This is a genomic window from Enterobacter cloacae complex sp. SHL001 (assembly GCF_049236825.1).
GTDB classification, from domain to species: Bacteria; Pseudomonadota; Gammaproteobacteria; order Enterobacterales; family Enterobacteriaceae; genus Enterobacter; species Enterobacter hormaechei_C.
Map to the genome: position 1 here is coordinate 459,204 of NZ_JBMKIP010000003.1, position 22,496 is coordinate 481,699.

The following is a 22,496-nucleotide window of genomic DNA, read 5'->3' on the forward strand; positions in this document are numbered from 1 at the left end:
GCAGCTACCGCAGAAAATATACTTTTTTGTTATCGAGTCGGCATAGAATGAAAACGTTGTTTCGAAAATTCACCGACAAGAAAGGAGACATCATGTCCTGGCACCCTTACACCGGCCGATACGAAAACATGCAGTACCGATACTGCGGCAAAAGCGGCCTGCGCTTACCGGCACTGTCGCTAGGCCTGTGGCACAGCTTCGGTCACGTTCAGCCGCTCGATTCCCAGCGCGCGCTGCTGCGTAAGGCCTTCGATCTCGGTATTACCCACTTTGACCTTGCCAACAACTACGGCCCCCCACCAGGCAGCGCTGAAGAGAATTTTGGCCGTCTGCTGCGGGAGGATTTTGCCGGGTATCGTGACGAGCTGATCATCTCCACCAAAGCGGGCTACGACATGTGGCCAGGGCCGTATGGTTCGGGCGGTTCACGTAAATACCTGCTCGCCAGCCTCGACCAGAGCCTGAAACGCATGGGTGTGGAGTATGTGGATATTTTCTATTCTCACCGCGTAGACGAAAACACGCCGATGGAAGAGACCGCCTCCGCGCTGGCGCACGCGGTGCAGAGCGGAAAAGCGCTGTACGTCGGCATTTCGTCCTACTCCACGGAACGCACGGCGGTAATGGCCGAATTGCTGCGCGAGTGGAAGATCCCGCTTTTGATCCACCAGCCGTCTTACAACCTGCTTAACCGCTGGGTCGACAAGACCGGCCTGCTGGACGCGCTGGAGAAAAACGGAACGGGCTGTATCGCCTTTACCCCGCTGGCACAGGGCCTGCTCACCGGAAAATACCTGAACGGTATTCCGGACGGTTCACGTATGCAACGCGAAGGGAAAAAAGTGCGCGGCCTGACGGAGAAAATGCTGACGGAAGCCAACCTGAGCAGCCTTCGTTTGCTGAACGAGATGGCGCACGCGCGCGGGCAGACGATGGCGCAGATGGCGCTAAGCTGGCTGTTGAAAGATGAGCGTGTAACGTCGGTGCTGATTGGCGCGAGCCGCCCGGAGCAGCTGGAAGAGAACGTTCAGGCGCTGAATAACCTGCGCTTTAGCGAAGATGAACTGACGCGGATTGACCAGCACGTTGCGGATGGTGAGCTGAATTTGTGGCAGGCGTCGTCGGATAAATAAATAGTGCGGTCCGATGCTTTCGCCCCTCACCCTAACCCTCTCCCCAGAGGGGAGAGGGAACTTGAACACCCTCTCCCCTCTGGGGAGAGGGCAGGGTGAGGGGCATGGTGAATTTATTTCTTACTGATCTTATCCAGATACCCCATCACAAACGCCGACAGCACAAACGTCAGGTGGATAATCACATACCACATCAGCTTATTATCCGGGACGTTTTTCGCGTCCATAAAGACGCGTAACAGGTGTATAGACGAAATCGCCACAATCGATGCCGCGACTTTATTCTTCAGCGATGAGGCATCCATTTTCCCCAGCCAGTTGAGCTTTTCTTTGTGCTCGGCGATATCAAGCTGAGAGACGAAATTCTCATAACCGGAGAACATCACCATCACCAGTAATCCCCCCACCAGCGTCATATCCACCAGCGACAGCAGAACCAGAATCAAATCGGCTTCTGCCACGGAGAAAATGTTTGGCAGGACGTGAAATATCTCCTGGAAGAACTTGATCGTCAGGGCGACCAACGCCAGGGAGAGACCAAAATAGACGGGTGCGAGCAGCCAGCGAGAGGCATACATTGCGTTTTCAAAGAAGCGTTCCATAAAATCCTGTCTGCAAACGAAACCAGCGCTCAGTATATCTCAACTATACCTCGTTGGGATCCACATCCGGACGCGCATACTCCGGCCAGACCAGCGCGACCAGTTCCGGGTAGGCTTCCAGGCTAAACTCGCGAAAACACTGGCGCAGATTTAATACGTCTAAATCGGAGTACGACACCTTCTCGCCATTCAGACAGCGCTTTTTGATATTGTCGTAATATTTATAAACCGCCGAATTAAGGTCGCTACAACGGCGCTGCGCGTCGAACAGGCCGGGCGTATCATTAATTTCAGCCATTTTCATTCGCTTAATTGTCGCATGGAGAAAATCGATATATTCGTGATTTACCCGCCAGTACCAGACCGGCGTCACGGCGTTCATCAATACGGAGAAATGATCTTCCCCCTCCTCTTTCGACATCAATTCAGGCTGCGGCGGTTCACTGACGTCTTTTGACGCTTTCGTTTTATTTAACTCTTGCATCAATAAAAGCACGCCAGCGGTCAGTAATAGTAACGTTATGACCGTAAAGAAAATGCTGTTCATGGGTAGGCTCCATTTTTTTTGATTTTAAAATTGCCTCATGTTATTGTCAACGAATCTCACCCTTTTTCCATCCCCACCTTTTTTGAAATTAAAGGAAATTAAAATGCTGCCCGACAATCTTGTCCCGGCAAAGTACCACATTACGCCTGTGGAACAGCCTTCGACGGAAGCAGATAAAGAGGCGAATTTCACTCAAGGAAAAAGAAAACTCTCCGACTATGAAGCCGACATATTAATTGGTGTTTCACGCACCGGCAAATCCCGTAATATGGTGCTGGAAGAGCACGATCGCCATTTAAAAGAGCGTTTATTTCGCGCCATCAAGATTGAAGCCTTAGTTCATCTACTAAATGATTTACAGGCCGAAGGGGAAATAGATGCCCAGACGCTAAGTCAAATAATGACCGAGAAAACGCAGCAAATAAATGAGGCCGGCAATGAAATTTGGCTTAATTTAATTACGCGTGAAAAAAACAATCCCATTTTTTATAACCTGGGGGAAGATTAACGTGAATGATGACAGCGGTAATAACGTTTATTTGACTTTAGATGATAAGAAAAGCGATGAATTTATCTTAAAGCAGAATCTCGACGCCCTGAAAAAGATAAAAAATGACGAGATGACGCGAATTACGCAGGATTTGGTTTCGATTCCGGCCACGCTGGTGCGCCTGAAATGGCAGAATCGTCGGGAGATTTACGCCTTGCAGGCCAAGGAGGAGATTTACGGCGCGGTGATGAACGCCATTATTGAACAGCGCCCTGAGCTTAAAGAGAAGATCCTCGGGCGACTGGAGGCGAACTATCAGTACCTGCTGGCACGCGAGACAGCCACCCTGCGCCTGACCCGTAAACTCTCGGAAGGTCATTACCGAACTTCAAACGTGACCTGTGTAGCGCTTGATGAAGAGGCGCCGACGGCGCCTTCAGTGTGAGTCAACAATGATTGTTGCGGAATGCAGGCCGGGTAAGGCGACGCCGCCCCCCGGCAGGGAAGGCTGCAAAAGCTTTCGTTTTACTTCGCGGCCGCTTTCTCTTCGCCGACCAGACCAATCTTCAGGTATCCCGCCTGATGCAGCGTGTCCATTACCTTCATCATGGTTTCATAATCGACGGTTTTATCCGCGCGGAAGAAGACGGTGGTGTCTTTCTTGCCGCCGGTAAGCTGGTCCAGCGCCGGAATAACCGAGGCATCCGTTACCGGATCGTTGCCCAGGAACATGGACTTATCGGCCTTCACGGACAGGTAAATAGGCTTTTCCGGACGCGGCTGCGGCTGGCTGGAGGACGCAGGCAGATTCACCTTCACGTCCACCGTCGCCAGCGGTGCGGCAACCATAAAGATAATCAGCAGAACCAGCATGACGTCGATAAACGGCGTCACGTTGATCTCATGCATTTCACCGTTATCGTCCAGATTTTCATTAAGACGCATTGCCATACAATCAACCTACGCGCAGTTTGGACGCCGCATGTACCGGTTTAACGGCGCTGGCGTTCAGGTCCAGATCGCGGCTTTGCAGCAGCAGAACCTGCGCGGCAACGTCACCCAGTGTGGCTTTGTAACTGCCAATCATGCGCGCGAAGATGTTATAGATAACAACCGCCGGGATAGCGGCAACCAGACCGATAGCCGTGGCCAGCAGCGCTTCTGCGATACCCGGCGCGACGACCGCAAGGTTAGTGGTCTGCGTCTGGGCGATACCGATAAAGCTGTTCATGATGCCCCAGACGGTACCGAACAGGCCGACGAACGGGGAGATGGCGCCGATAGTCGCCAGGTAGCCGTTACCGCGGCCCATATGACGACCCACGGCCGCAACGCGACGCTCCAGACGGAAGCCGGTACGCTCTTTAATGCCTTCGTTATCTTCACTGCCTGCGGAGAGTTCCAGCTCGTTCTGCGCTTCGTTCACTAACAGGGTAGTCAGGCTTTTCGCATGGAAGGATGAGGTGATATCAGAAGCCTGATCCAGAGAGCGGGCTTCCGCCAGCTGCTTCTGCTCACGCTTGAGGCGGCGTTTTTGTGAAAGAAGTTCGGCGCTCTTGCTGAAGAAGATAGCCCAGGTGATCACGGACGCCAGAATCAGGCCGATCATCACAATCTTAACTACGATGTCAGCATGTTGATACATGCCCCAAACGGAGAGATCCGTCTGCATCAAATTATTACCCACTCTGTATCTCCAGGACGCAAATCACAAAATCTGAACGTAATAATATCAAAACGTCGTCGAATTGATAGTAGTTCTCATTAGTATTTACATAGTGCCGTAATTTTCGCTCACTTTCCTTGCGCTTACGCAGTAAAAATTTCTTATGCGAATTTTTGATAATATTTTCTGCTTATTCGATAAGCATCCGGATGCACATTCTGACAATCGTGGTAGTCTGGACGTCCAGACGTATAAAAATAGGGTTAGCGAACATGACTAAAAAGCAGCTTGAGACCACGCTGGTGCAGGCAGGACGCAGTAAAAAATACACGCAGGGCTCGGTCAACAGCGTGATCCAGCGCGCCTCCTCGCTGGTGTTTGATACCGTTGAAGATAAAAAAATCGCTACGCGTAATCGCGCGAAGGGCGGGCTGTTTTACGGTCGTCGTGGCACGTTAACCCATTTCTCGTTGCAGGAAGCCATGTGCGAACTGGAGGGCGGCGCGGGCTGCGCGCTGTTCCCGTGCGGCGCGGCGGCGGTCGCCAATACCATTCTGGCGTTTGTGGAACAGGGTGACCACGTCCTGATGACCAATACCGCCTACGAGCCAAGCCAGGACTTCTGCACCAAAATACTCAGCAAGCTCGGCGTCACCACCAGCTGGTTCGATCCGCTGATTGGGGCCGGTATTGCCGCGCTTATTCAGCCCAACACGCGCGTTGTGTTCCTGGAATCTCCCGGCTCCATCACCATGGAAGTGCATGACGTCCCGGCCATCGTGAAGGCGGTGCGCAGCATAGCGCCGGAAGCGATCATCATGATCGACAACACCTGGGCGGCAGGTGTGCTGTTTAAAGCCCTGGAATTTGACATCGATATCTCCATTCAGGCGGCGACCAAATACCTGATTGGCCATTCCGACGGCATGATCGGTACGGCGGTGTCTAACGCCCGCTGCTGGGATCAATTGCGTGAAAACGCCTACCTGATGGGCCAGATGGTGGATGCCGATACCGCCTACATGACCAGCCGGGGCATCCGTACGCTCGGCGTGCGTTTGCGTCAGCATCACGAAAGCAGCCTGCAAATTGCACAGTGGCTGGCGCTGCATCCGCAGGTGGAGCGCGTTAACCATCCGGCGCTGCCGGGCAGCAAGGGCCACGAATACTGGCAACGTGACTTTACGGGCAGCAGCGGGTTGTTCTCATTTGTTCTTAAAAAGCGCCTGAATGACGCCGAACTGGCAAGCTATCTGGATAACTTTACCCTCTTCAGCATGGCCTATTCATGGGGTGGGTTTGAATCGCTGATCCTGCCCAACCAGCCGGAGCAGATTGCGGCCCTGCGCCCGGGCGGCGAGGTGGACTTCGAGGGGACCTTAATCCGCCTGCATATTGGGCTGGAAAATGTGGACGATTTAATTGCGGATTTATCGGCAGGATTTGAGCGCATCGTGTAAAGTGCTGGCTGAAATGTACTCCCCGGACGCTATTCTGAACACCGCAAGCAGAAAAGTCTGTATGAGATGCGCCTGCGATCAACCCCGACAGGCAAAATTGGGAGTACAATAGCGTTATATCTGCTGTTCCACAGGAAAGTCCATGGCTGTTATTCAAAATATCATCACGGCGCTCTGGCAACACGATTTTGCCGCGCTGGCGGACCCGCATGTCGTCGGGATTGTCTATTTCGTGATGTTCGCGACGCTGTTTCTGGAAAATGGATTACTGCCAGCCTCATTTTTACCCGGTGACAGCCTGCTCTTGCTCGCAGGGGCGTTAATCGGCAAGGGCGTGATGGACTTCGCACCGACAATGGTGATCCTCACCTCTGCGGCCAGTCTCGGCTGTTGGCTGAGCTACCTGCAAGGGCGCTGGCTTGGAAACACTCGCGTGGTGAAAGGCTGGCTGGCGCAGCTGCCGCATAAATATCACCAGCGCGCGACCTGCATGTTTGACCGTCACGGCCTGCTGGCGTTACTTGCCGGGCGTTTTCTGGCGTTTGTTCGTACCCTGTTGCCTACCATGGCGGGTATTTCAGGCCTCTCTAACCGCCGCTTCCAGTTCTTCAACTGGCTGAGCGCCCTGCTCTGGGTAGGCGTGGTCACCACGCTCGGCTACGCGCTGAATATGATCCCCTTTGTTAAGCGCCATGAAGACCAGGTGATGACCTTCCTGATGATCCTGCCGATTTTCCTGCTGGTTGCAGGGCTGGTGGGTACCATTGCGGTGGTGATTAAGAAAAAGTATTGCAGCGCATAAATAAAAGCCGGGTGGCGCTACCGCTTACCCGGCCTCCGTTTCCCCTCAGGCTCCCTGCATGGTTCTTATACGTGACGCATCTTCCCCCGGCGTGACGCCGAAGTAGCGCTTAAACTCCCGACTAAACTGCGACGCGCTTTCATACCCGACCCGCATCGCCGCGGCGCTGGCCTTCATGCCATCGTGGATCATCAGCATCCGCGCCTTATGCAGACGGTAGGTTTTGAGGTACTGCAACGGTGACGTGCTGGTGACAGATTTAAAGTTATGGTGAAACGCCGAGACGCTCATATTGGCTTCCGCCGCCAGCTGGTCAACGCTGAGGTTTTCCGTGTACTGGCTCTCGATGCGCTTCAGCACGCGGCTAATCAGGCTGAAGTGCGTTTGCCGGCTTACCAGCGCCAGCAGCGCCCCGCCGCCCGGTCCCAGCAGCACATGGTAAAGAATTTCGCGGATAATCTGTTTTCCGAGAATACGCGCATCCAGCGGCCTTTCCATCACGTCTAACAGGCGTTCAATCGCGCAGAGAATTTCCTCCGACAGGGTCGCGGAGTTGATACCGCTTGCCGCCATTGACGGCCGGAAAAGTTCGTCCTCCCCAATCTCCATCAGCAGCTCCTGCAACTGGAGGATGTCGACGTTGACGCGGATCCCGGCCAGCGGTACCTCCTCTGTCGCGAAAGTTTCACATTCGAAGGGTAAAGGTACTGTCAGAAGCAGATATTCATTGGTGTCGTAACGGAACACGCGCTCATTGATATAGCCAATCTTATGGCCAGAAAAGAGAAACACGATGCCGGGCTGATACATCACCGGGGTGCGCGTCCCGGGCTGGGTACCGTACAGCAATCGGATATCCGGCAGCAGCTCAGCCGAATCATTTCCGTTATCTATCATTCTTTTAATCTGCGACGTTAGCTGGCGGCAGATGGCATCACGGTTCATTTTCAGTTACTCCGGGTACGGTTTCCGACGCTGACAGTGTGCGCATTTTCTTACCGTTTCTCCAGCGCGCTGTAGAAATGGGCAAGACATCGGCAGGAATGTGCATTGAGAGGATAGCGCCTGCCCGCCACAATGAGCAGCATCAGGTTGCCTTCTGCGCCACCACGATTTTTTACCCACTACAGGGAACAAGCCATGAACAACTTTAATCTTCATACCCCAACCCGCATTCTGTTTGGTAAAGACGCCATCGCCGACCTGCGCGCGCAAATCCCCGCTGACGCCCGCGTCCTGATTACCTACGGCGGCGGCAGCGTGAAAAAAACCGGCGTACTGGATCAGGTGTACAGCGCTCTGGAAGGTCTGGACGTGCGCGAGTTCGGCGGTATCGAGCCTAACCCGTCTTATGAAACGCTGATGAACGCGGTAAAAATCGCCCGTGAGGAGCAAATCACCTTCCTGCTGGCGGTGGGCGGCGGCTCCGTGCTGGACGGCACCAAATTCATCGCGGCGGCGGCCCATTACGCTGACGGCATCGACCCGTGGCATATTCTGGAAACGGGCGGCAGCGACATCAGCAGTGCGATCCCGATGGGCTCCGTGCTGACGCTGCCGGCCACCGGATCAGAGTCCAACAAAGGCGCGGTCATCTCCCGTAAAACCACCGGTGACAAGCAGGCCTTTATGAACGAACACGTTCAGCCCGTGTTCGCGATCCTCGATCCGGTTTACACCTATACCCTGCCTGCACGTCAGGTGGCGAACGGCGTGGTCGACGCCTTTGTTCACACCGTTGAGCAGTACGTTACTTACCCGGTAAACGCCAAAATTCAGGATCGTTTCGCGGAAGGCATTCTGCTGACGCTGATTGAAGAAGGTCCAAAAGCGCTGAAAGAGCCTGAAAATTACGACGTGCGTGCCAACGTGATGTGGGCTGCCACCCAGGCGCTGAACGGCCTGATCGGCGCAGGCGTGCCGCAGGACTGGGCTACCCATATGCTCGGCCACGAGCTGACGGCGATGCACGGCCTGGATCACGCCCAGACGCTGGCGGTGGTTCTGCCTGCGCTGTGGAACGAAAAACGTGACGCTAAACGCGCCAAACTGCTCCAGTATGCCGAACGCGTGTGGAACATCACCGACGGTTCCGACGATGCGCGTATCGATGCCGCGATTGAAGCCACCCGTCACTTCTTTGAAAGCCTGGGCGTGCCAACGCGTCTCTCTGGCTATGGCCTGGACGGCAGTTCCATCCCTGCCCTGCTGGCGAAACTGGAAGCACACGGTATGACGCAGATCGGCGAGCATGGCGACATCACCCTGGACGTCAGCCGTCGTATTTACGAAGCGGCACGCTAAGCGTTTTTAGGATCCTGACTTTCGTTTTTTGACATTTCGTCCAGACTTAATGCACATCACATCGTCGGAGGTTCCCTCCGGCGATGAGCACCTGAAGGAGGAAAAATGGCAAACCAAACCGTAATCAAGCTACAGGACGGCAACGTGATGCCCCAGCTGGGGCTAGGTGTATGGAAAGCCGGTAACGACGAGGTCGTCTCCGCCATTCATAAAGCCCTGGAAGTCGGCTATCGGTCCATCGATACCGCCGCCGCCTATAAAAACGAGGACGGCGTGGGGAAAGCGCTTGCCAGCGCCGGCGTTCCCCGGGATGAGCTTTTCATCACCACCAAGCTGTGGAACGAGGATCAAAAGCGTCCCCGCGAAGCGTTGCAGGAGAGTCTGGAGAAACTCCAGCTCGATTTCGTCGATCTTTATCTCATGCACTGGCCGGTACCGGCTATCGACCATTACGTTGATGCCTGGAAGGGGATGATTGAACTGCAAAAAGAGGGGCTGATAAAAAGCATCGGCGTCTGTAATTTCCAGGTTCATCATCTGCAACGCCTGATTGATGAAACGGGCGTCGCGCCGGTAATTAACCAGATTGAGCTGCACCCGCTGATGCAGCAGCGCCAGCTTCATTCATGGAACGCCACGCACAAGATCCAGACCGAATCCTGGAGCCCGCTGGCTCAGGGCGGCGAAGGGGTGTTTGACCAGAAAATCATCCGTGAACTGGCGGATAAGTACGGTAAAACCCCGGCGCAGATCGTCATTCGCTGGCATCTGGATAGCGGTCTGGTGGTGATCCCGAAATCGGTCACGCCATCGCGTATCGCCGAGAACTTCGACGTCTGGGATTTCCGCCTGGATAAAGACGAGCTGGGTGAAATTGCGAAGCTGGATCAGGGCAAACGGCTTGGGCCGGACCCGGATCAGTTTGGCGGGTGATCCCCTCACCCTGCCCTCTCCCCGGAGGGGAGAGGGTTAGACCTGTAGGCCCGGTAAGCGCAGCGCCACCGGGCATTGTTACAGGTTTAACCGGTCTTACGTTTTACGTTCTTCTTCGTTCCCGCAACACCGTTCGAACGCTGATGCGCAATAGGCGTGTGCTTGGTCAGCGCCGGGCGCGTGTTGCGGTTCTGGCGGCGCGCTTCGCGCATCTCTTCCAGCGTTGGCGCTGGCACCAGGCAATCACGACGCGAGCCGATCAGGTGCTTTTTCCCCATCTCTTCCAGCGCCTGACGGATCAGCGGCCAGTTTTTCGGATCGTGATAGCGCAGCAGCGCTTTATGCAGACGGCGCTGTTTATCCCCTTTCGGCACCACCACGTCTTCGCTCTTATAACCAATCTTACTCAGCGGGTTTTTGCCGGTGTAATACATGGTCGTCGAGTTGGCGAGCGGCGACGGGTAGAAGTTCTGCACCTGATCCAGACGGAATCGACGCTGCTTCAGCCACAGCGCCAGGTTCACCATGTCTTCATCACGGGTGCCGGGGTGTGCGGAGATGAAGTATGGGATCAGATACTGCTCTTTCCCCGCCTGTTTTGAATAGGTATCAAACAGCTGTTTAAAGCGGTCATAGCTGCCCATGCCTGGCTTCATCATTTTGGACAGCGGGCCTTCTTCGGTGTGCTCCGGGGCGATCTTCAGATAACCGCCAACGTGGTGCGTCGCCAGCTCTTTGATGTAGCGCGGATCTTCCACCGCAATGTCGTAACGCACGCCGGAGGCGATCAGGATCTTCTTGATGCCTTTCAGGTCACGGGCGCGACGGTAAAGATTGATAGTCGGCTCGTGGTTGGTGTCCATATGCTCGCAAATGCTCGGATAGACGCAGGAGAGACGACGGCAGGTCTGCTCGGCGCGCGGCGATTTACAGCGCAGCATGTACATGTTGGCCGTTGGACCTCCCAGATCGGAGATCACGCCGGTAAAGCCCGGCACCGTGTCGCGAATCGCTTCGATCTCGTTAACAATCGACTCTTCGGAACGGCTCTGAATAATACGGCCTTCGTGTTCGGTGATCGAACAGAAGGAGCACCCGCCGAAGCAGCCGCGCATGATGTTGATTGAGAAACGGATCATCTCGTACGCCGGAATACGGCTGTTGCCATATGACGGATGCGGCACACGCTTGTACGGCAGAGCAAAGACGCTGTCCATCTCTTCGGTAGAGAGCGGGATCGCTGGCGGGTTAACCCAGATATAGCGCTCGCCGTGCTTTTGCATCAGCGCTCGCGCGCAGCCGGGGTTGGTTTCATGGTGTAAGATGCGCGATGCGTGGGCGTAGAGTACTTTATCGCTTTTTACTTTTTCGTAAGACGGCAGCAGCACATAGGTTTTTTCCCACGGCTTCGGACGCGGCGGCTGCACCACCACGGCCTTTGCTTCCGCTTTCTTCGGCTCAACCGGTTTGTTATCCGCGCACGGCAGATCGTCACCGTACGGATGTGGGATAGGGTCGATTTTGCCCGGCATATCGATAATGCGGGAATCCACCCCGCTCCAGCTCGGCAGCGCCTCTTTCACCATGATCGCGGTGTTGCGCACGTCGCGGATCTCGCTGACCGGTTCACCCTGCGCCAGGCGATGCGCCACTTCCACCAGCGGACGCTCGCCGTTGCCAAAGATCAGCATGTCGGCTTTCGAATCCACCAGCACCGAACGGCGCACGGTATCAGACCAGTAGTCGTAGTGTGCGGTGCGGCGCAGGCTCGCCTCGATGCCGCCCAGGATCACCGGCACGTCTTTCCATGCTTCTTTGCATCGCTGGGTGTAGACGAGGGTCGCGCGATCGGGACGTTTACCCGCCACGTTGTCAGCCGTGTAAGCGTCGTCATGGCGCAGCTTACGGTCGGCGGTATAGCGGTTGATCATCGAGTCCATGTTGCCCGCGGTCACGCCGAAGAACAGGTTAGGCTTGCCCAGACGCATAAAGTCGTCTTTGCTGTTCCAGTCAGGCTGGGAGATGATCCCCACGCGGAAGCCCTGGGCTTCAAGCATACGGCCACAGATCGCCATGCCAAAGCTCGGGTGATCGACATACGCATCGCCCGTTACCAGAATGATATCGCAGCTGTCCCAGCCCAGTTGATCCATCTCTTCCCGGGACATCGGCAGGAACGGCGCCGGTCCAAAGCAGGCTGCCCAGTACTGGGGCCAGGAGAAGAGGTCGCGATCCGGCTGGATCAGGGAAATAGCGCTCATAATGCTTCCGAAGAAAAAATAGACAAAAGGAGCGGGATTATACGCTGGTTTACCGGGGGAAATGAAGGGGTATTGTGCGGGCTGTTGCCCTCACCCCAACCCTCTCCCACAGGGAGAGGGAGAAAGCGTTTTATGGTGCCGGATTCACCAGCATCTGCCCTACCGATCCCCTGTCCATCATCTCCAGCGTCTGGCTGTGGAACAGGAACGGGAAGTGCGGCCAGGAAGGCTGACCGTAGTAGACGAGCAGTTCGACCTGGCCATCCACCCAGACGGTATCTTTCCAGCCCCTGTCTTCCGGGAACGGCATCGCCCCGTTGACGTTGCGGATCAGGAATGACACCCCTTCAATATGGAACGACTGCGGCATCTCCGAGCGGACGGTCCAGCGCTCCCATGTTCCCTGTTGGGCGGTGATATCAATGCGGTTTACGTCCCACAGCGCACCGTTGATGCCCGGATCGTCGCCAAGGCTGATATCGCGACTGCGTACTGCCGGGCCGGTCACAATCTCCTGCGGCAGCAGGCGCATCGGCAGACTGTCGGTCACCAGCGGCAACAGGCCGGTCGGGCGCAGCGTGAGCACCAGCGTGGAGACCAGAACGCTCGACGGTTCAAAGAAGCCGCGAATACGGTCAACAATGCTTGCCGCTTCGCCGCAGGTCACGGACACTTCATCCCCGTTGGTCATATCCACGAGGATCTCACGACGTTCGCCCGGTGCGAGCGCCAGCTGTTTTACCGACACCGGCGCAGGTAATAACCCCTGATCGCCTGAAATCACGTGCAGCGCGCGGCCGTCGCTCATCTGCAACTGATAGCGACGCGAGTTAGAAGCATTCAGCAGACGCAGGCGCACCCAGCCACGAGACACTTCAACATACGGGCTTTGCGCGCCGTTAACCAGCAGCGTATCGCCCACAAAACCACCGCTGCCCGGCTCGCTGTACTCCGGCGTGCCGAAGTTATCCAGCCGCTTGTCCTGAATAATGATCGGGAAATCATCAACGCCGTAGTGATTCGGGATCGGCAGCGTTTTGCTGACCTCATCTTCAATCAGCCACATTCCGGCCAGGCCGTTGTAGACCTGCTGGGCGGTGCGGTTCGGGGTGTTGGCGTGATACCACAATGTCGCCGCGCTCTGACGAATCGGGAGGACGGGCGCCCAGTCGGCATTCGGCGACATCATGCGTGCCGCGCCGCCAATCAGCGGCCCCGGCACCTGCAAACCACTGACGGTCATCGCGACATTTTCCGTCGTACGGTTACTGTAGATGAGCTTAACGTCATCGCCATTCCACACGCGAATGGTCGGCCCGAGGTAGCGTCCGTTAATGCCCCATACCTGCGCGCGCGTTCCCTGGGTAAAGGACCAGTGGCTACGCTGAAGCGTGAGGAATAGCGGCTGCCCGCGACGGGATTCAATCAACGGCGGAATAGGCAGCGGCTGTTGCTGCCCGGCGGCGCTGGCTGTCCGCGGCATCGCACCCGCACAAAGGGCGATACCCGAAGCCTGAATAAACTGACGCCGACTGAGTGACATATAAGCTCCATCTGAAACGACTAACAACGCGGGAATTCGTTTTCCCTTACACGACACCGGGTCAAATCTTACCGGCGGCTTCTCGCTCTGCAACTTCTTTATCGAGCTGCGCAATATGCTGAGCCATCAGCTCGCGGCAGTGCGTGGCCAGCTCGCGCACCTGGTCTTTACCGTATTTTGAGGTATCTACCGGCGGCAGCATTTCGACAATGACCAGTCCGTTATTCAGACGGTTAAGATTAATCTTATTCGATGTATTGGAAACACACACGGGAATAATTGGAACGCCTGCCGCAATTGCAGCATGAAACGCGCCGGTCTTAAACGGCAGCAGGCCGCGACCACGGCTGCGCGTCCCTTCCGGGAACATCCAGATGGAAATCCGGCGCTTTTTAAACTGATCCACCACTTCCGCAATGGTGCCATGCGCTTTGGCGCGGTTGTTACGGTCAATCAGTAAGTTACCGGTGAGCCAGTACAGCTGACCGAAAAACGGGATCCACAGCAGGCTTTTTTTACCCACGGTTACGGTCGGCGGAAGAACAATATTTGAGGCCGTCACCATATCGTAGTTGTTCTGATGGTTAGCGATATAGATGGCGTTACCGAAATTCTCCGCCCCTTCAGGCAGACGCTTTTCAACCTTCAGGCCAAACAGCGGCGCAAGACGACCAAACATGTGGCCAAACGTCGCGACATGCTTTGGGTTACGCGGGCTGAACAGGCAATAAATCGATCCGAAAATACAGACCAGAATGCAATAAATAACGGTAAGAATGAGACGAACAATGTATAGCATAGCGACCTCTGAAGCCCTGACAGCTGACAATTATACTTCACCTGTGGCCAGGTAAGGACTTTATTACGAGCGCGTATTGTTAATCGCAACGCACGAATTAACAACGTTTTTACGGGAAATTTTATGGTAATTCCCCCTCCGGAAAGAGGGGGGATGAAACAGGTTACTCTTCGCTGTCGTCCGCTTTGCTGCGCGCCGGCGAGTCGATCTCCACGCGGTCAATTCGCTGGAGGCCGCGCATCAGTGAGCCGCGACGTCCACGCTCACCCACCACCTTCTGCAACTCTTCCGGACGCAGTTTGATTTTACGCTTGCCGACATGAATGGTCAGGGTGCTCTGCGGCGGCAGCAGGAAGAGATGCGCGAGGCCATCGACGCCTTTTGCCGCTTCCGCTGACGGGATACTGATGATCTTGTTGCCCTTCCCTTTCGACAGCTCCGGCAGATCGCTGACCGGGAACATCAGCATGCGTCCGGCAGCGGTGATCGCCAGCAGCATGTCGCTTTCGTTCTCGATGATCAGCGGCGGCATGACGTGTGCGTTATCCGGCAGGCTAATCAGCGCCTTACCAGCACGGTTACGCGACACCAGATCGTTGAAGGTACAGATAAAGCCGTAGCCCGCATCAGACGCCATCAGCAGTTTTTGATCGTCGGCCTCCATCAGCATATGGTCCACCGTGGCGCCCGGCGGCAGCGTCAGCTTGCCAGTTAGCGGTTCGCCCTGGCCGCGCGCAGACGGCAGCGTGATCGGGTCGATGGCGTAGCTGCGGCCCGTGGAGTCGATGAACGCCACCGGCTGGTTACTCTTGCCCTTCACCGCCGCCTTGAAGCTGTCACCGGATTTGTAGCTCAGACCCGGCGCGTCGATATCGTGGCCTTTGGCGCTACGTACCCAGCCGCTCTGGGAAAGCACGATGGTCACCGGCTCGGAAGGCAGCATGTCGTGCTCGTTCATCGCCTTCGCCTCTTCGCGCTCGTGCAGCGGAGAACGACGGTCGTCGCCAAAGGCGTCGGCATCGGCCTGCAACTCTTTCTTCAGCAGGGTGTTCATCTTGCGCTCGGATGCCAGAATCGCCTGAAGCTGATCGCGCTCTTTTTCCAGCTCGTTCTGCTCGCCGCGGATCTTCATCTCTTCCAGTCTGGCGAGATGGCGCAATTTCAGTTCGAGGATCGCTTCGGCCTGGGTTTCGCTGATGCCAAAGCGCGACATCAGGGCAGGCTTAGGTTCGTCCTCGGTACGAATGATCTCGATCACTTCGTCAATGTTGAGGAACGCCACCAGCAAACCTTCGAGAATATGCAGGCGCTTAAGCACTTTCTCCAGGCGATGGTTCAGACGGCGGCGCACCGTATCGCGGCGGAAGGCCAGCCATTCGGTGAGGATCTCCAGCAGGTTTTTCACCGCCGGACGACCGTCCAGACCAATCATATTCAGGTTGATGCGGTAGCTTTTTTCCAGATCGGTAGTGGCGAACAGGTGGTTCATCACCTGCTCCATGTCCACGCGGTTAGAGCGCGGCACGATCACCAGACGGGTCGGGTTTTCGTGGTCCGATTCGTCGCGCAGGTCGTCCACCATCGGCAGCTTTTTATTGCGCATCTGGGAGGCGATCTGCTCCAGCACCTTCGCACCGGACACCTGGTGCGGCAGCGCGGTGATCACCACGGCGCCATCCTCTTTATTCCACACCGCGCGCATGCGCACGGAGCCGCGGCCGTTCTGGTAGATTTTGCGGATTTCCGCACGCGAGGTGATGATCTCGGCTTCGGTCGGATAGTCCGGCCCCTGCACAATATCCAGCAGATCGTCCAGCGAGGTTTTCGGCTGCTCAATCAGGGTGATGGCGGCTTTTGCCACTTCACGCAGGTTGTGCGGCGGAATGTCCGTCGCCATGCCCACGGCGATACCGGTCGTGCCGTTCAGCAGGATGTTCGGCAGACGCGCAGGCAGCATCTTCGGCTCCTGCATCGTACCGTCGAAGTTTGGCACCCAGTCGACCGTCCCCTGCCCCAGCTCGCCCAACAGCACTTCGGCATATTTAGACAGGCGGGATTCGGTATAACGCATTGCCGCGAAGGATTTCGGATCGTCCGGCGCCCCCCAGTTCCCCTGGCCATCCACCAGCGGATAGCGATAAGAGAACGGCTGGGCCATCAGCACCATCGCTTCATAGCAGGCGCTGTCGCCGTGCGGATGGTATTTACCCAGCACGTCGCCGACGGTACGGGCGGATTTCTTAAACTTGGCGGTAGCATTCAGTCCCAGTTCGGACATCGCATAGACGATGCGGCGCTGAACGGGCTTCAGGCCATCCCCGATAAACGGCAACGCCCTGTCCATGATGACGTACATGGAGTAGTTCAGGTAGGCGTTTTCCGTGAATTCATGTAGCGCGAGGCGCTCTGCCATATCGCTCATTACGTGTGATTCCTCAACTCAGAAACCGATGGGTTTCAGGCAATATTGCCGCAGATACTACCTCATCTGGCGAGTTGAGTCACAAAGAAAAAGGGCCGCATAAGCGGCCCTTTCCGGGTTATTTGTTCAGCTTGATAACCTGCTTCACGTCGATTTCAAACTCGTTCCAGTCTTTATCGATTTTACCCTGGAGTTCGACTTTATCCTGCGGGCTGACGGTCACGCCGTTCCAGCGCTTGTGGTCGATCTCCACCACCACCGTGCCGCTCTCATCGCGGAAGGTGTAACGGTCATCGGACAGGCGCTCGGTAATGTTCCCGCGCAGCTTCACCCAGGCATCGTCCTTCAGGTCTTTCACTTTAGCCGCGGTGGTGAGGTTGGCGTTGTTATCGACAAAGCCACCCTGCTGGGTTTGCGTCTGGTTCTGTGTCGCAGATGGGCCAGAGAAGCCACCCTGTGCAGCAAAGACAGGGGCCGTGGTCATCATCATGATGGCAGCAATTGCAGCGAATTTTTTCATCTTTATCTCTCCCTTTAATGTCGTTTCACAATCCATTAAACAGGGTAAACCTTAACAACTTCTTAAGGGGAAAATTTATTTATTTTTACTGTACAGCAGGCGCTTGCAGAAGGTTTACTGACGGCATCAAGGAGGAAATATGCGCATTTTACTGGTAGAAGACGACAAGCTCATCGGCGACGGCATCAAAGCGGGCTTAAGCAAAATGGGCTTTAACGTGGACTGGTTTACCGACGGTAAAACCGGGCAGGCGGCCCTGTACACCGCGCCGTATGATGCCGTGGTGCTGGACCTGACGCTGCCAGAAATCGACGGGCTTGAGATCCTGCGCGCCTGGCGCGAAAGCGGTAAGAGCGAACCGGTGCTGATCCTGACCGCGCGGGATGCGCTGAATCAGCGCGTCGAAGGGTTACGCCTGGGGGCGGATGATTACCTGTGTAAGCCGTTCGCGCTGATTGAAGTGGCGGCCCGCCTTGAAGCGCTGGTGCGCCGCAGTCACGGGCAGGCGCGCAGCGAGCTGCGTCACGGCAAGGTCACGCTCGATCCGGCAAGCCTTGTCGCCACGCTGGAGGGCGAAACGCTGGTGCTCAAACCCAAAGAGTTCGCCCTGCTGGAGCTGCTGATGCGCAACGCGGGCCGCGTGCTGCCGCGCAAGACCATCGAGGAGAAACTCTACAACTGGGATGATGACGTCTCCAGCAACGCCGTCGAAGTCCACGTTCATCATTTACGCCGCAAGCTCGGCAGCGAATTTATCCGCACCGTGCACGGCATCGGTTATACCCTGGGTGACGCATGAAACTGACCCAACGCCTGAGCCTGAAGCTGCGCCTGACGCTCCTCTTTTTGCTGCTGTCCCTGGCGGCCTGGTTTGCCGCAAGCGTGGTGGCCTGGCACCAGACGACCGACAAGCTCGATAAGCTGTTCGATACCCAGCAGATGCTGTTTGCCAAACGGCTGCTGACGATGGACGTGGACGAACTTCGCGCCCCGGAACGCATGCGCGAGGTACCGAAAAAAGCCAAACACGGCCATCTGGACGACGATGCGCTGGCCTTCGCAATCTTCACCGCCGACGGCAGCATGGTGCTTAACGACGGCGAAAACGGGCGCGACATACCTTACCTCTACCGCCGGGACGGGTTTGATGACGGTCGGTTGCAGGATGACAACGACCAATGGCGTTTCCTGTGGCTGACTTCTCCGGACGGGAAATACCGCGTGGTGGTTGGCCAGGAGTGGGAGTACCGACAGGATATGGCGCTGGACGTGGTCAGCTCGCAGCTGACGCCGTGGCTGGTGGCGCTGCCCGTCATGCTTTTGTTGCTGATTGTTCTGCTGAGCCGGGAACTGAAACCGCTGAAAAATCTGGCGCGGACCCTGCGCTCGCGCTCGCCGGATGCGACCGATACGCTGCCCACCCACGGCGTGCCGACGGAGGTTCGCCCGCTGCTTGATGCGCTTAACCATCTTTTCGCCCGTACGCAGGAGATGATGGCCCGCGAGCGCCGCTTCACCTCGGATGCCGCCCATGAGTTGCGCAGCCCGCTGGCCGCGCTGAAGGTGCAAACCGACGTGGCGCAGCTTTCCCTGGACGATCCCGGGGCGCAGTCTAAAGCGCTGGGGCAGCTGCATGCGGGCATCGACCGCGCCTCCCGGCTGGTGGACCAGCTTCTCACCCTGTCGCGCCTGGATTCACTGGATAATCTTGATGACGTCGAACCCGTGATGATGGCCGATTTGCTGCAATCCGCGGTGCTGGATATCTGGCATCCGGCGCAGCAGGCGGGCATTGATATTCGGCTCAACGTCAACGCGCCCGAGGTGATGCGTCACGGACAGCCGCTACTGCTGAGCCTTCTGGCGCGTAACCTGCTGGACAACGCCGTTCGTTACAGCCCGCGCGGCAGCGTGGTGGACGTGACGCTGCATACCCAAAGCTTTACCGTGCGCGACAACGGCCCGGGCATTTCATCCGATGCGCTGGCGCGTCTCGGCGAGCGCTTTTATCGTCCACCGGGCCAGGACGCCACCGGCAGCGGTCTGGGGTTGTCTATCGTCAAGCGTATCGCGGCGTTACATGGGATGCGCGTCTCGCTGGGCAATGCGCCGGAAGGGGGCTTTGAGGTGACCGTCAGCTGGCAGCCATTATTGCGCTGAGCGCAAAAGACTTTGCACATTCTGCTTATTTTTCCGCTCCGTCCTCGCGCGTAGAATACCCGGCATACTCTCAGCATCGAGGACAAATAATGAGCAACATTCTGATTATCAACGGCGCGAAAGAATTTGCGCACTCTAAAGGCCAGCTCAATGACACCCTGACCGAGGTCGCGGATGGTTTCCTGCGCGACGCCGGACATGATGTTAAGGTCGTGCGCGCGGACAGCGATTACGACGTGAAGGCCGAAGTGCAGAACTTCCTGTGGGCCGACGTGGTTATCTGGCAGATGCCGGGCTGGTGGATGGGCGCACCGTGGACCGTGAAAAAATACATGGACGATGTGTTTACCGAAGGTCACGGTTCGCTGTATGCCAGCGACGGCCGCACCCGCTCAGACGCGTCTAAAAAATACGGTTCCGGCGGCCTGATTCAGGGCAAGAAATACATGCTCTCCCTGACCTGGAATGCCCCGCTAGAAGCGTTCACTGAGCAAGATCAGTTCTTCGAAGGCGTGGGCGTAGACGGCGCGTATCTGCCGTTCCACAAGGCGAATCAGTTCCTGGGTATGGAGCCGCTGCCGACCTTTATCGTCAACGACGTAATTAAAATGCCGGACGTCCCGCGCTATATCGCAGAATATCGCAAGCATCTCGCGGAAATTTTTGCTTAACTGGTAGCCTGGAATTAGAAGGAGTTAATTATGCTTACCGTTATTGCTGAAATCCGTACGCGTCCTGGCCAACATCACCGCCAGGCGGTACTGGATGAGTTCGCGAAGATCATCCCGACCGTACTGAAAGAAGAAGGCTGCCACGGCTACGCGCCGATGGTGGACGCCGCCACCAGCGCAAGCTTCCAGGCGACCGCGCCAGACTCAATCATCATGGTTGAGCAGTGGGAAACCGTCGCGCACCTTGAAGCGCATTTGCAGACCGCGCATATGAAAGCGTGGAGCGACGCGGTGAAAGGGGACGTTCTGGATACCCATATCCGAATTCTGGAGCAAGGGGTTTAAGTTCCGTGAAATTTGCCGGGTGGCACTGCGTTTACCCGGCCTTCAACTTCCCTCCCAGGCCCGGTAAGCGTTAACGCCGCCGGGCTTTTTTTATCACCTTAACATTCAACTGCTATGCTTATTCTGACTTCATGTTTAACAGGAGGATGGAATGGGACTTTTTAACTTCGTAAAAGAAGCAGGCGAAAAGCTGTGGGATAACCTGACCGATCATAAAGGTCAGGGCGACAAAATCACCGAGCACCTGAAAAAGCTGAATATTCCTGGCGCGGATAACGTCCAGGTCACCGTTACCGACGGCAAGGCCAGCGTGACGGGCGACGGGCTGACGCAGGAGCAGAAAGAAAAAATCCAGGTCGCCGTCGGCAACATCGCGGGCGTCAGCGAAGTGGAGAACAATATCACCGCGACAGATGCCAAAGATGAAGCCACCTACTATACGGTGAAATCCGGCGATACCCTGAGCGCAATCTCTAAAACCGTGTACGGCGATGCCAACCAGTACAATAAGATTTTTGAGGCTAACCGCCCAATGCTCTCCAGCCCGGATAAGATCTATCCCGGTCAGACGCTGCGTATTCCGAAAGCGTGATCGATAAGTCGGGGGTTACCCCCCGACTGTTTTTACCAGTACAGTTTCCAGCTCTGCGTAAAACGCACCAGTGCCTCAACGTAGAAGTAATCGCCCCAGCTCGCGCACTCATCCACGCCTTTATTGCTCGCCAGGTGATACACCGAGTGCTTAAGCAGCCCGTTGCCCTTCTCTTCTTTGCCCATCAGATAGTGCTTTGTTAGCGAGGACATAATCCCTTTCGCCCATTCGAGGTAACGTTCGCGATCCGGATCTGTGACCGGCAGATGTTTCACCAGCTCCAGCAGTCCACACACCGCAATTGCCGCCGAGGAAGAATCACGCAGTGCGTCGGTGCCCACCAGCGCCAGATCCCAGTGGCAGACGTAGTCTTCCGGCAGGCGATTGAGGAAGTAGTTCGCCAGCCGTTTTGACAGGGCGATCATCGTTTCGTCGCCGGTATAGATATAGCTCAGCAGGAAACCGTAAATGCCCCAAGCCTGCCCGCGCGACCAGCAGGAGTCGTCGGCGTAGCCCTGCTGGGTGTTGCCGTAGCGCGGTGCGCCGGTTGCCACATCCATATAGTAGGTGTGGAAGGTGGAGGCATCGTCACGAATGAGGTATGTCGCGGCCTGCATGACGTGCGCTTTTGCGGCGTCGGCAAAGCGCGGATCGCCCGTCTGCTCCGTTGCCCAGTAGAGCAGCGGCAGGTTCATGTTGCAGTCGATGATCATCCGCCCGGCCTGCTCCGGATCGGAGAGATCGCCCCACGCCTGGATGATTTTCGCCTTCTCGTGGAAGCGTTCCAGCAGGGCTTCCGCCGCCAGCAGCGAGAAGCCGCGCGCCTCGCGGCTTCCGGTCAGCCGCCACGCGGCTACGCAGGAGAGCGTGTAGAGGAAGCCTAAATCGTGGGTGTTGGTGTCGTTGCGCCCGGCGATGCGCAGGCCAAACGAGCGCACGTGTTTTTCCGCCATCGCGCGGAATTTTTCCTCGCCGCTCATCTCCCATGCCAGCCACAGCTGCCCGGTCCAGAAGCTGGTGGTCCACTCCACGTTGTCAGTCAGCGGATAAAAACCGTTCTGGCAGGTTTCCGCCGGGAATTTGTCGCCGAACTCCGTTAAATGACGGCTAATCAGGTCAAGAACGTGTCTGCGCGCCGAATTCAGTTCATCGCTGAATGCGCGGGAGTCAACGGGCGCAGCGATAACAGGCAGACGTTCTTCTTTGATACGACTTAACATATTTCGGTTCCTTCTTTGACGGCGTA

Annotated in this window: 23 protein-coding genes; 12 read left to right on the forward strand and 11 right to left on the reverse strand. The window is 56.4% G+C overall.

All coding sequences use genetic code 11. The features are described from left to right. The first annotated feature begins 92 nt into the window (after nucleotides 1-92). The gene (locus tag ACOTYH_RS11580) at nucleotides 93-1,133 is read left to right on the forward strand and encodes an aldo/keto reductase (RefSeq protein WP_032649519.1); all 1,041 of its coding nucleotides are present in this window, start codon (nucleotides 93-95) and stop codon (nucleotides 1,131-1,133) included. Between the two features lie 113 nt (nucleotides 1,134-1,246). On the opposite strand, the gene ACOTYH_RS11585 is transcribed toward ACOTYH_RS11580, so the two are convergent. Both ACOTYH_RS11585 and ACOTYH_RS11590 read right to left on the reverse strand, forming a co-directional pair. Then, complete coding sequence (locus ACOTYH_RS11585) at nucleotides 1,247-1,735, reverse strand: TIGR00645 family protein (RefSeq protein ID WP_006811956.1); 489 nt, start codon at nucleotides 1,733-1,735, stop codon at nucleotides 1,247-1,249. Between the two features lie 43 nt (nucleotides 1,736-1,778). Continuing rightward, nucleotides 1,779-2,282, reverse strand: coding sequence for an ESA_00282 family adhesion-associated protein (locus ACOTYH_RS11590; protein ID WP_023295431.1), 504 nt, complete (start codon nucleotides 2,280-2,282; stop codon nucleotides 1,779-1,781). Nucleotides 2,283-2,385: 103 nt separating this feature from the next. Here ACOTYH_RS11590 and ACOTYH_RS11595 point away from each other — a divergent pair, with 103 nt between their 5' ends. Continuing rightward, a complete protein-coding gene (locus tag ACOTYH_RS11595; protein WP_032649523.1) occupies nucleotides 2,386-2,790 on the forward strand; it encodes a hypothetical protein in 405 nt (134 codons plus the stop codon). A gap of 1 nt (nucleotide 2,791) precedes the next feature. Further along, nucleotides 2,792-3,217, forward strand: coding sequence for a hypothetical protein (locus ACOTYH_RS11600; RefSeq protein WP_017382748.1), 426 nt, complete (start codon nucleotides 2,792-2,794; stop codon nucleotides 3,215-3,217). Between the two features lie 80 nt (nucleotides 3,218-3,297). Here ACOTYH_RS11600 and exbD read toward each other — a convergent pair whose 3' ends face one another. Together exbD and exbB are read right to left on the reverse strand one after the other, a co-directional pair. After that, nucleotides 3,298-3,723, reverse strand: coding sequence for a TonB system transport protein ExbD (gene exbD / locus ACOTYH_RS11605; protein ID WP_001251472.1), 426 nt, complete (start codon nucleotides 3,721-3,723; stop codon nucleotides 3,298-3,300). 4 nt (nucleotides 3,724-3,727) lie between these two features. After that, complete coding sequence (exbB, locus tag ACOTYH_RS11610; RefSeq protein ID WP_003862482.1) at nucleotides 3,728-4,459, reverse strand: tol-pal system-associated acyl-CoA thioesterase; 732 nt, start codon at nucleotides 4,457-4,459, stop codon at nucleotides 3,728-3,730. A 251-nt stretch (nucleotides 4,460-4,710) separates the two neighbouring features. On the opposite strand from exbB, the gene metC reads away from it, so the two are divergent. Continuing rightward, nucleotides 4,711-5,898, forward strand: a complete 1,188-nt coding sequence (gene metC / locus ACOTYH_RS11615) for a cystathionine beta-lyase (protein ID WP_015571868.1) — start codon at nucleotides 4,711-4,713, stop codon at nucleotides 5,896-5,898. A 142-nt stretch (nucleotides 5,899-6,040) separates the two neighbouring features. Then, entirely contained in the window at nucleotides 6,041-6,700 is a 660-nt protein-coding gene (yghB, locus tag ACOTYH_RS11620) for a DedA family general envelope maintenance protein YghB (protein WP_015571869.1), read from the forward strand. Between the two features lie 45 nt (nucleotides 6,701-6,745). On the opposite strand, the gene ACOTYH_RS11625 is transcribed toward yghB, so the two are convergent. Continuing rightward, nucleotides 6,746-7,645 carry an AraC family transcriptional regulator gene (locus tag ACOTYH_RS11625; protein ID WP_033487660.1) on the reverse strand — a complete coding sequence of 300 codons (900 nt, stop codon included), beginning with the start codon at nucleotides 7,643-7,645 and terminating at the stop codon, nucleotides 6,746-6,748. Between the two features lie 195 nt (nucleotides 7,646-7,840). On the opposite strand from ACOTYH_RS11625, the gene yqhD reads away from it, so the two are divergent. Together yqhD and dkgA are read left to right on the forward strand one after the other, a co-directional pair. Continuing rightward, complete coding sequence (gene yqhD / locus ACOTYH_RS11630) at nucleotides 7,841-9,004, forward strand: alcohol dehydrogenase (protein WP_023304422.1); 1,164 nt, start codon at nucleotides 7,841-7,843, stop codon at nucleotides 9,002-9,004. A 105-nt stretch (nucleotides 9,005-9,109) separates the two neighbouring features. Continuing rightward, a complete protein-coding gene (dkgA, locus tag ACOTYH_RS11635; protein WP_047741518.1) occupies nucleotides 9,110-9,937 on the forward strand; it encodes a 2,5-didehydrogluconate reductase DkgA in 828 nt (275 codons plus the stop codon). A gap of 86 nt (nucleotides 9,938-10,023) precedes the next feature. Here dkgA and ACOTYH_RS11640 read toward each other — a convergent pair whose 3' ends face one another. The 5 genes from ACOTYH_RS11640 to ACOTYH_RS11660 form a co-directional block, all read right to left on the reverse strand. Next, nucleotides 10,024-12,198 carry a YgiQ family radical SAM protein gene (locus tag ACOTYH_RS11640; protein ID WP_252011013.1) on the reverse strand — a complete coding sequence of 725 codons (2,175 nt, stop codon included), beginning with the start codon at nucleotides 12,196-12,198 and terminating at the stop codon, nucleotides 10,024-10,026. Nucleotides 12,199-12,328: 130 nt separating this feature from the next. Further along, entirely contained in the window at nucleotides 12,329-13,741 is a 1,413-nt protein-coding gene (gene ftsP / locus ACOTYH_RS11645; protein ID WP_017384056.1) for a cell division protein FtsP, read from the reverse strand. Between the two features lie 61 nt (nucleotides 13,742-13,802). Next, nucleotides 13,803-14,540: a 1-acylglycerol-3-phosphate O-acyltransferase gene (gene plsC / locus ACOTYH_RS11650; protein ID WP_003862497.1), complete on the reverse strand. Its 738-nt coding sequence runs from the start codon at nucleotides 14,538-14,540 to the stop codon at nucleotides 13,803-13,805. A gap of 163 nt (nucleotides 14,541-14,703) precedes the next feature. Further along, nucleotides 14,704-16,962, reverse strand: coding sequence for a DNA topoisomerase IV subunit A (gene parC / locus ACOTYH_RS11655; RefSeq protein ID WP_045341636.1), 2,259 nt, complete (start codon nucleotides 16,960-16,962; stop codon nucleotides 14,704-14,706). A 118-nt stretch (nucleotides 16,963-17,080) separates the two neighbouring features. Next, nucleotides 17,081-17,482, reverse strand: coding sequence for a YgiW/YdeI family stress tolerance OB fold protein (locus ACOTYH_RS11660; RefSeq protein ID WP_032649546.1), 402 nt, complete (start codon nucleotides 17,480-17,482; stop codon nucleotides 17,081-17,083). Between the two features lie 139 nt (nucleotides 17,483-17,621). Between ACOTYH_RS11660 and qseB the strand changes: the two genes are divergently transcribed. The 5 genes from qseB (at nucleotide 17,622) to lysM (ending at nucleotide 21,250) form a co-directional block, all read left to right on the forward strand. Continuing rightward, nucleotides 17,622-18,281: a quorum sensing response regulator transcription factor QseB gene (gene qseB / locus ACOTYH_RS11665; protein WP_023295445.1), complete on the forward strand. Its 660-nt coding sequence runs from the start codon at nucleotides 17,622-17,624 to the stop codon at nucleotides 18,279-18,281. Further along, the gene (gene qseC / locus ACOTYH_RS11670; protein ID WP_421637752.1) at nucleotides 18,278-19,642 is read left to right on the forward strand and encodes a quorum sensing histidine kinase QseC; all 1,365 of its coding nucleotides are present in this window, start codon (nucleotides 18,278-18,280) and stop codon (nucleotides 19,640-19,642) included. The genes qseB and qseC overlap by 4 nt, the downstream gene beginning before the upstream one ends. 89 nt (nucleotides 19,643-19,731) lie before the next feature. Then, entirely contained in the window at nucleotides 19,732-20,313 is a 582-nt protein-coding gene (locus tag ACOTYH_RS11675) for an NAD(P)H-dependent oxidoreductase (RefSeq protein ID WP_015571876.1), read from the forward strand. Nucleotides 20,314-20,343: 30 nt separating this feature from the next. Continuing rightward, nucleotides 20,344-20,658, forward strand: coding sequence for a putative quinol monooxygenase (locus tag ACOTYH_RS11680; RefSeq protein WP_032672004.1), 315 nt, complete (start codon nucleotides 20,344-20,346; stop codon nucleotides 20,656-20,658). Between the two features lie 151 nt (nucleotides 20,659-20,809). After that, on the forward strand, nucleotides 20,810-21,250 hold the full coding sequence (gene lysM, locus ACOTYH_RS11685) for a peptidoglycan-binding protein LysM (protein ID WP_315748502.1): 441 nt from the start codon (nucleotides 20,810-20,812) through the stop codon (nucleotides 21,248-21,250). A 32-nt stretch (nucleotides 21,251-21,282) separates the two neighbouring features. Here lysM and ACOTYH_RS11690 read toward each other — a convergent pair whose 3' ends face one another. Beyond that, nucleotides 21,283-22,470, reverse strand: coding sequence for a glycoside hydrolase family 88 protein (locus tag ACOTYH_RS11690; protein ID WP_033487700.1), 1,188 nt, complete (start codon nucleotides 22,468-22,470; stop codon nucleotides 21,283-21,285). Nucleotides 22,471-22,496: the final 26 nt, after the last annotated feature.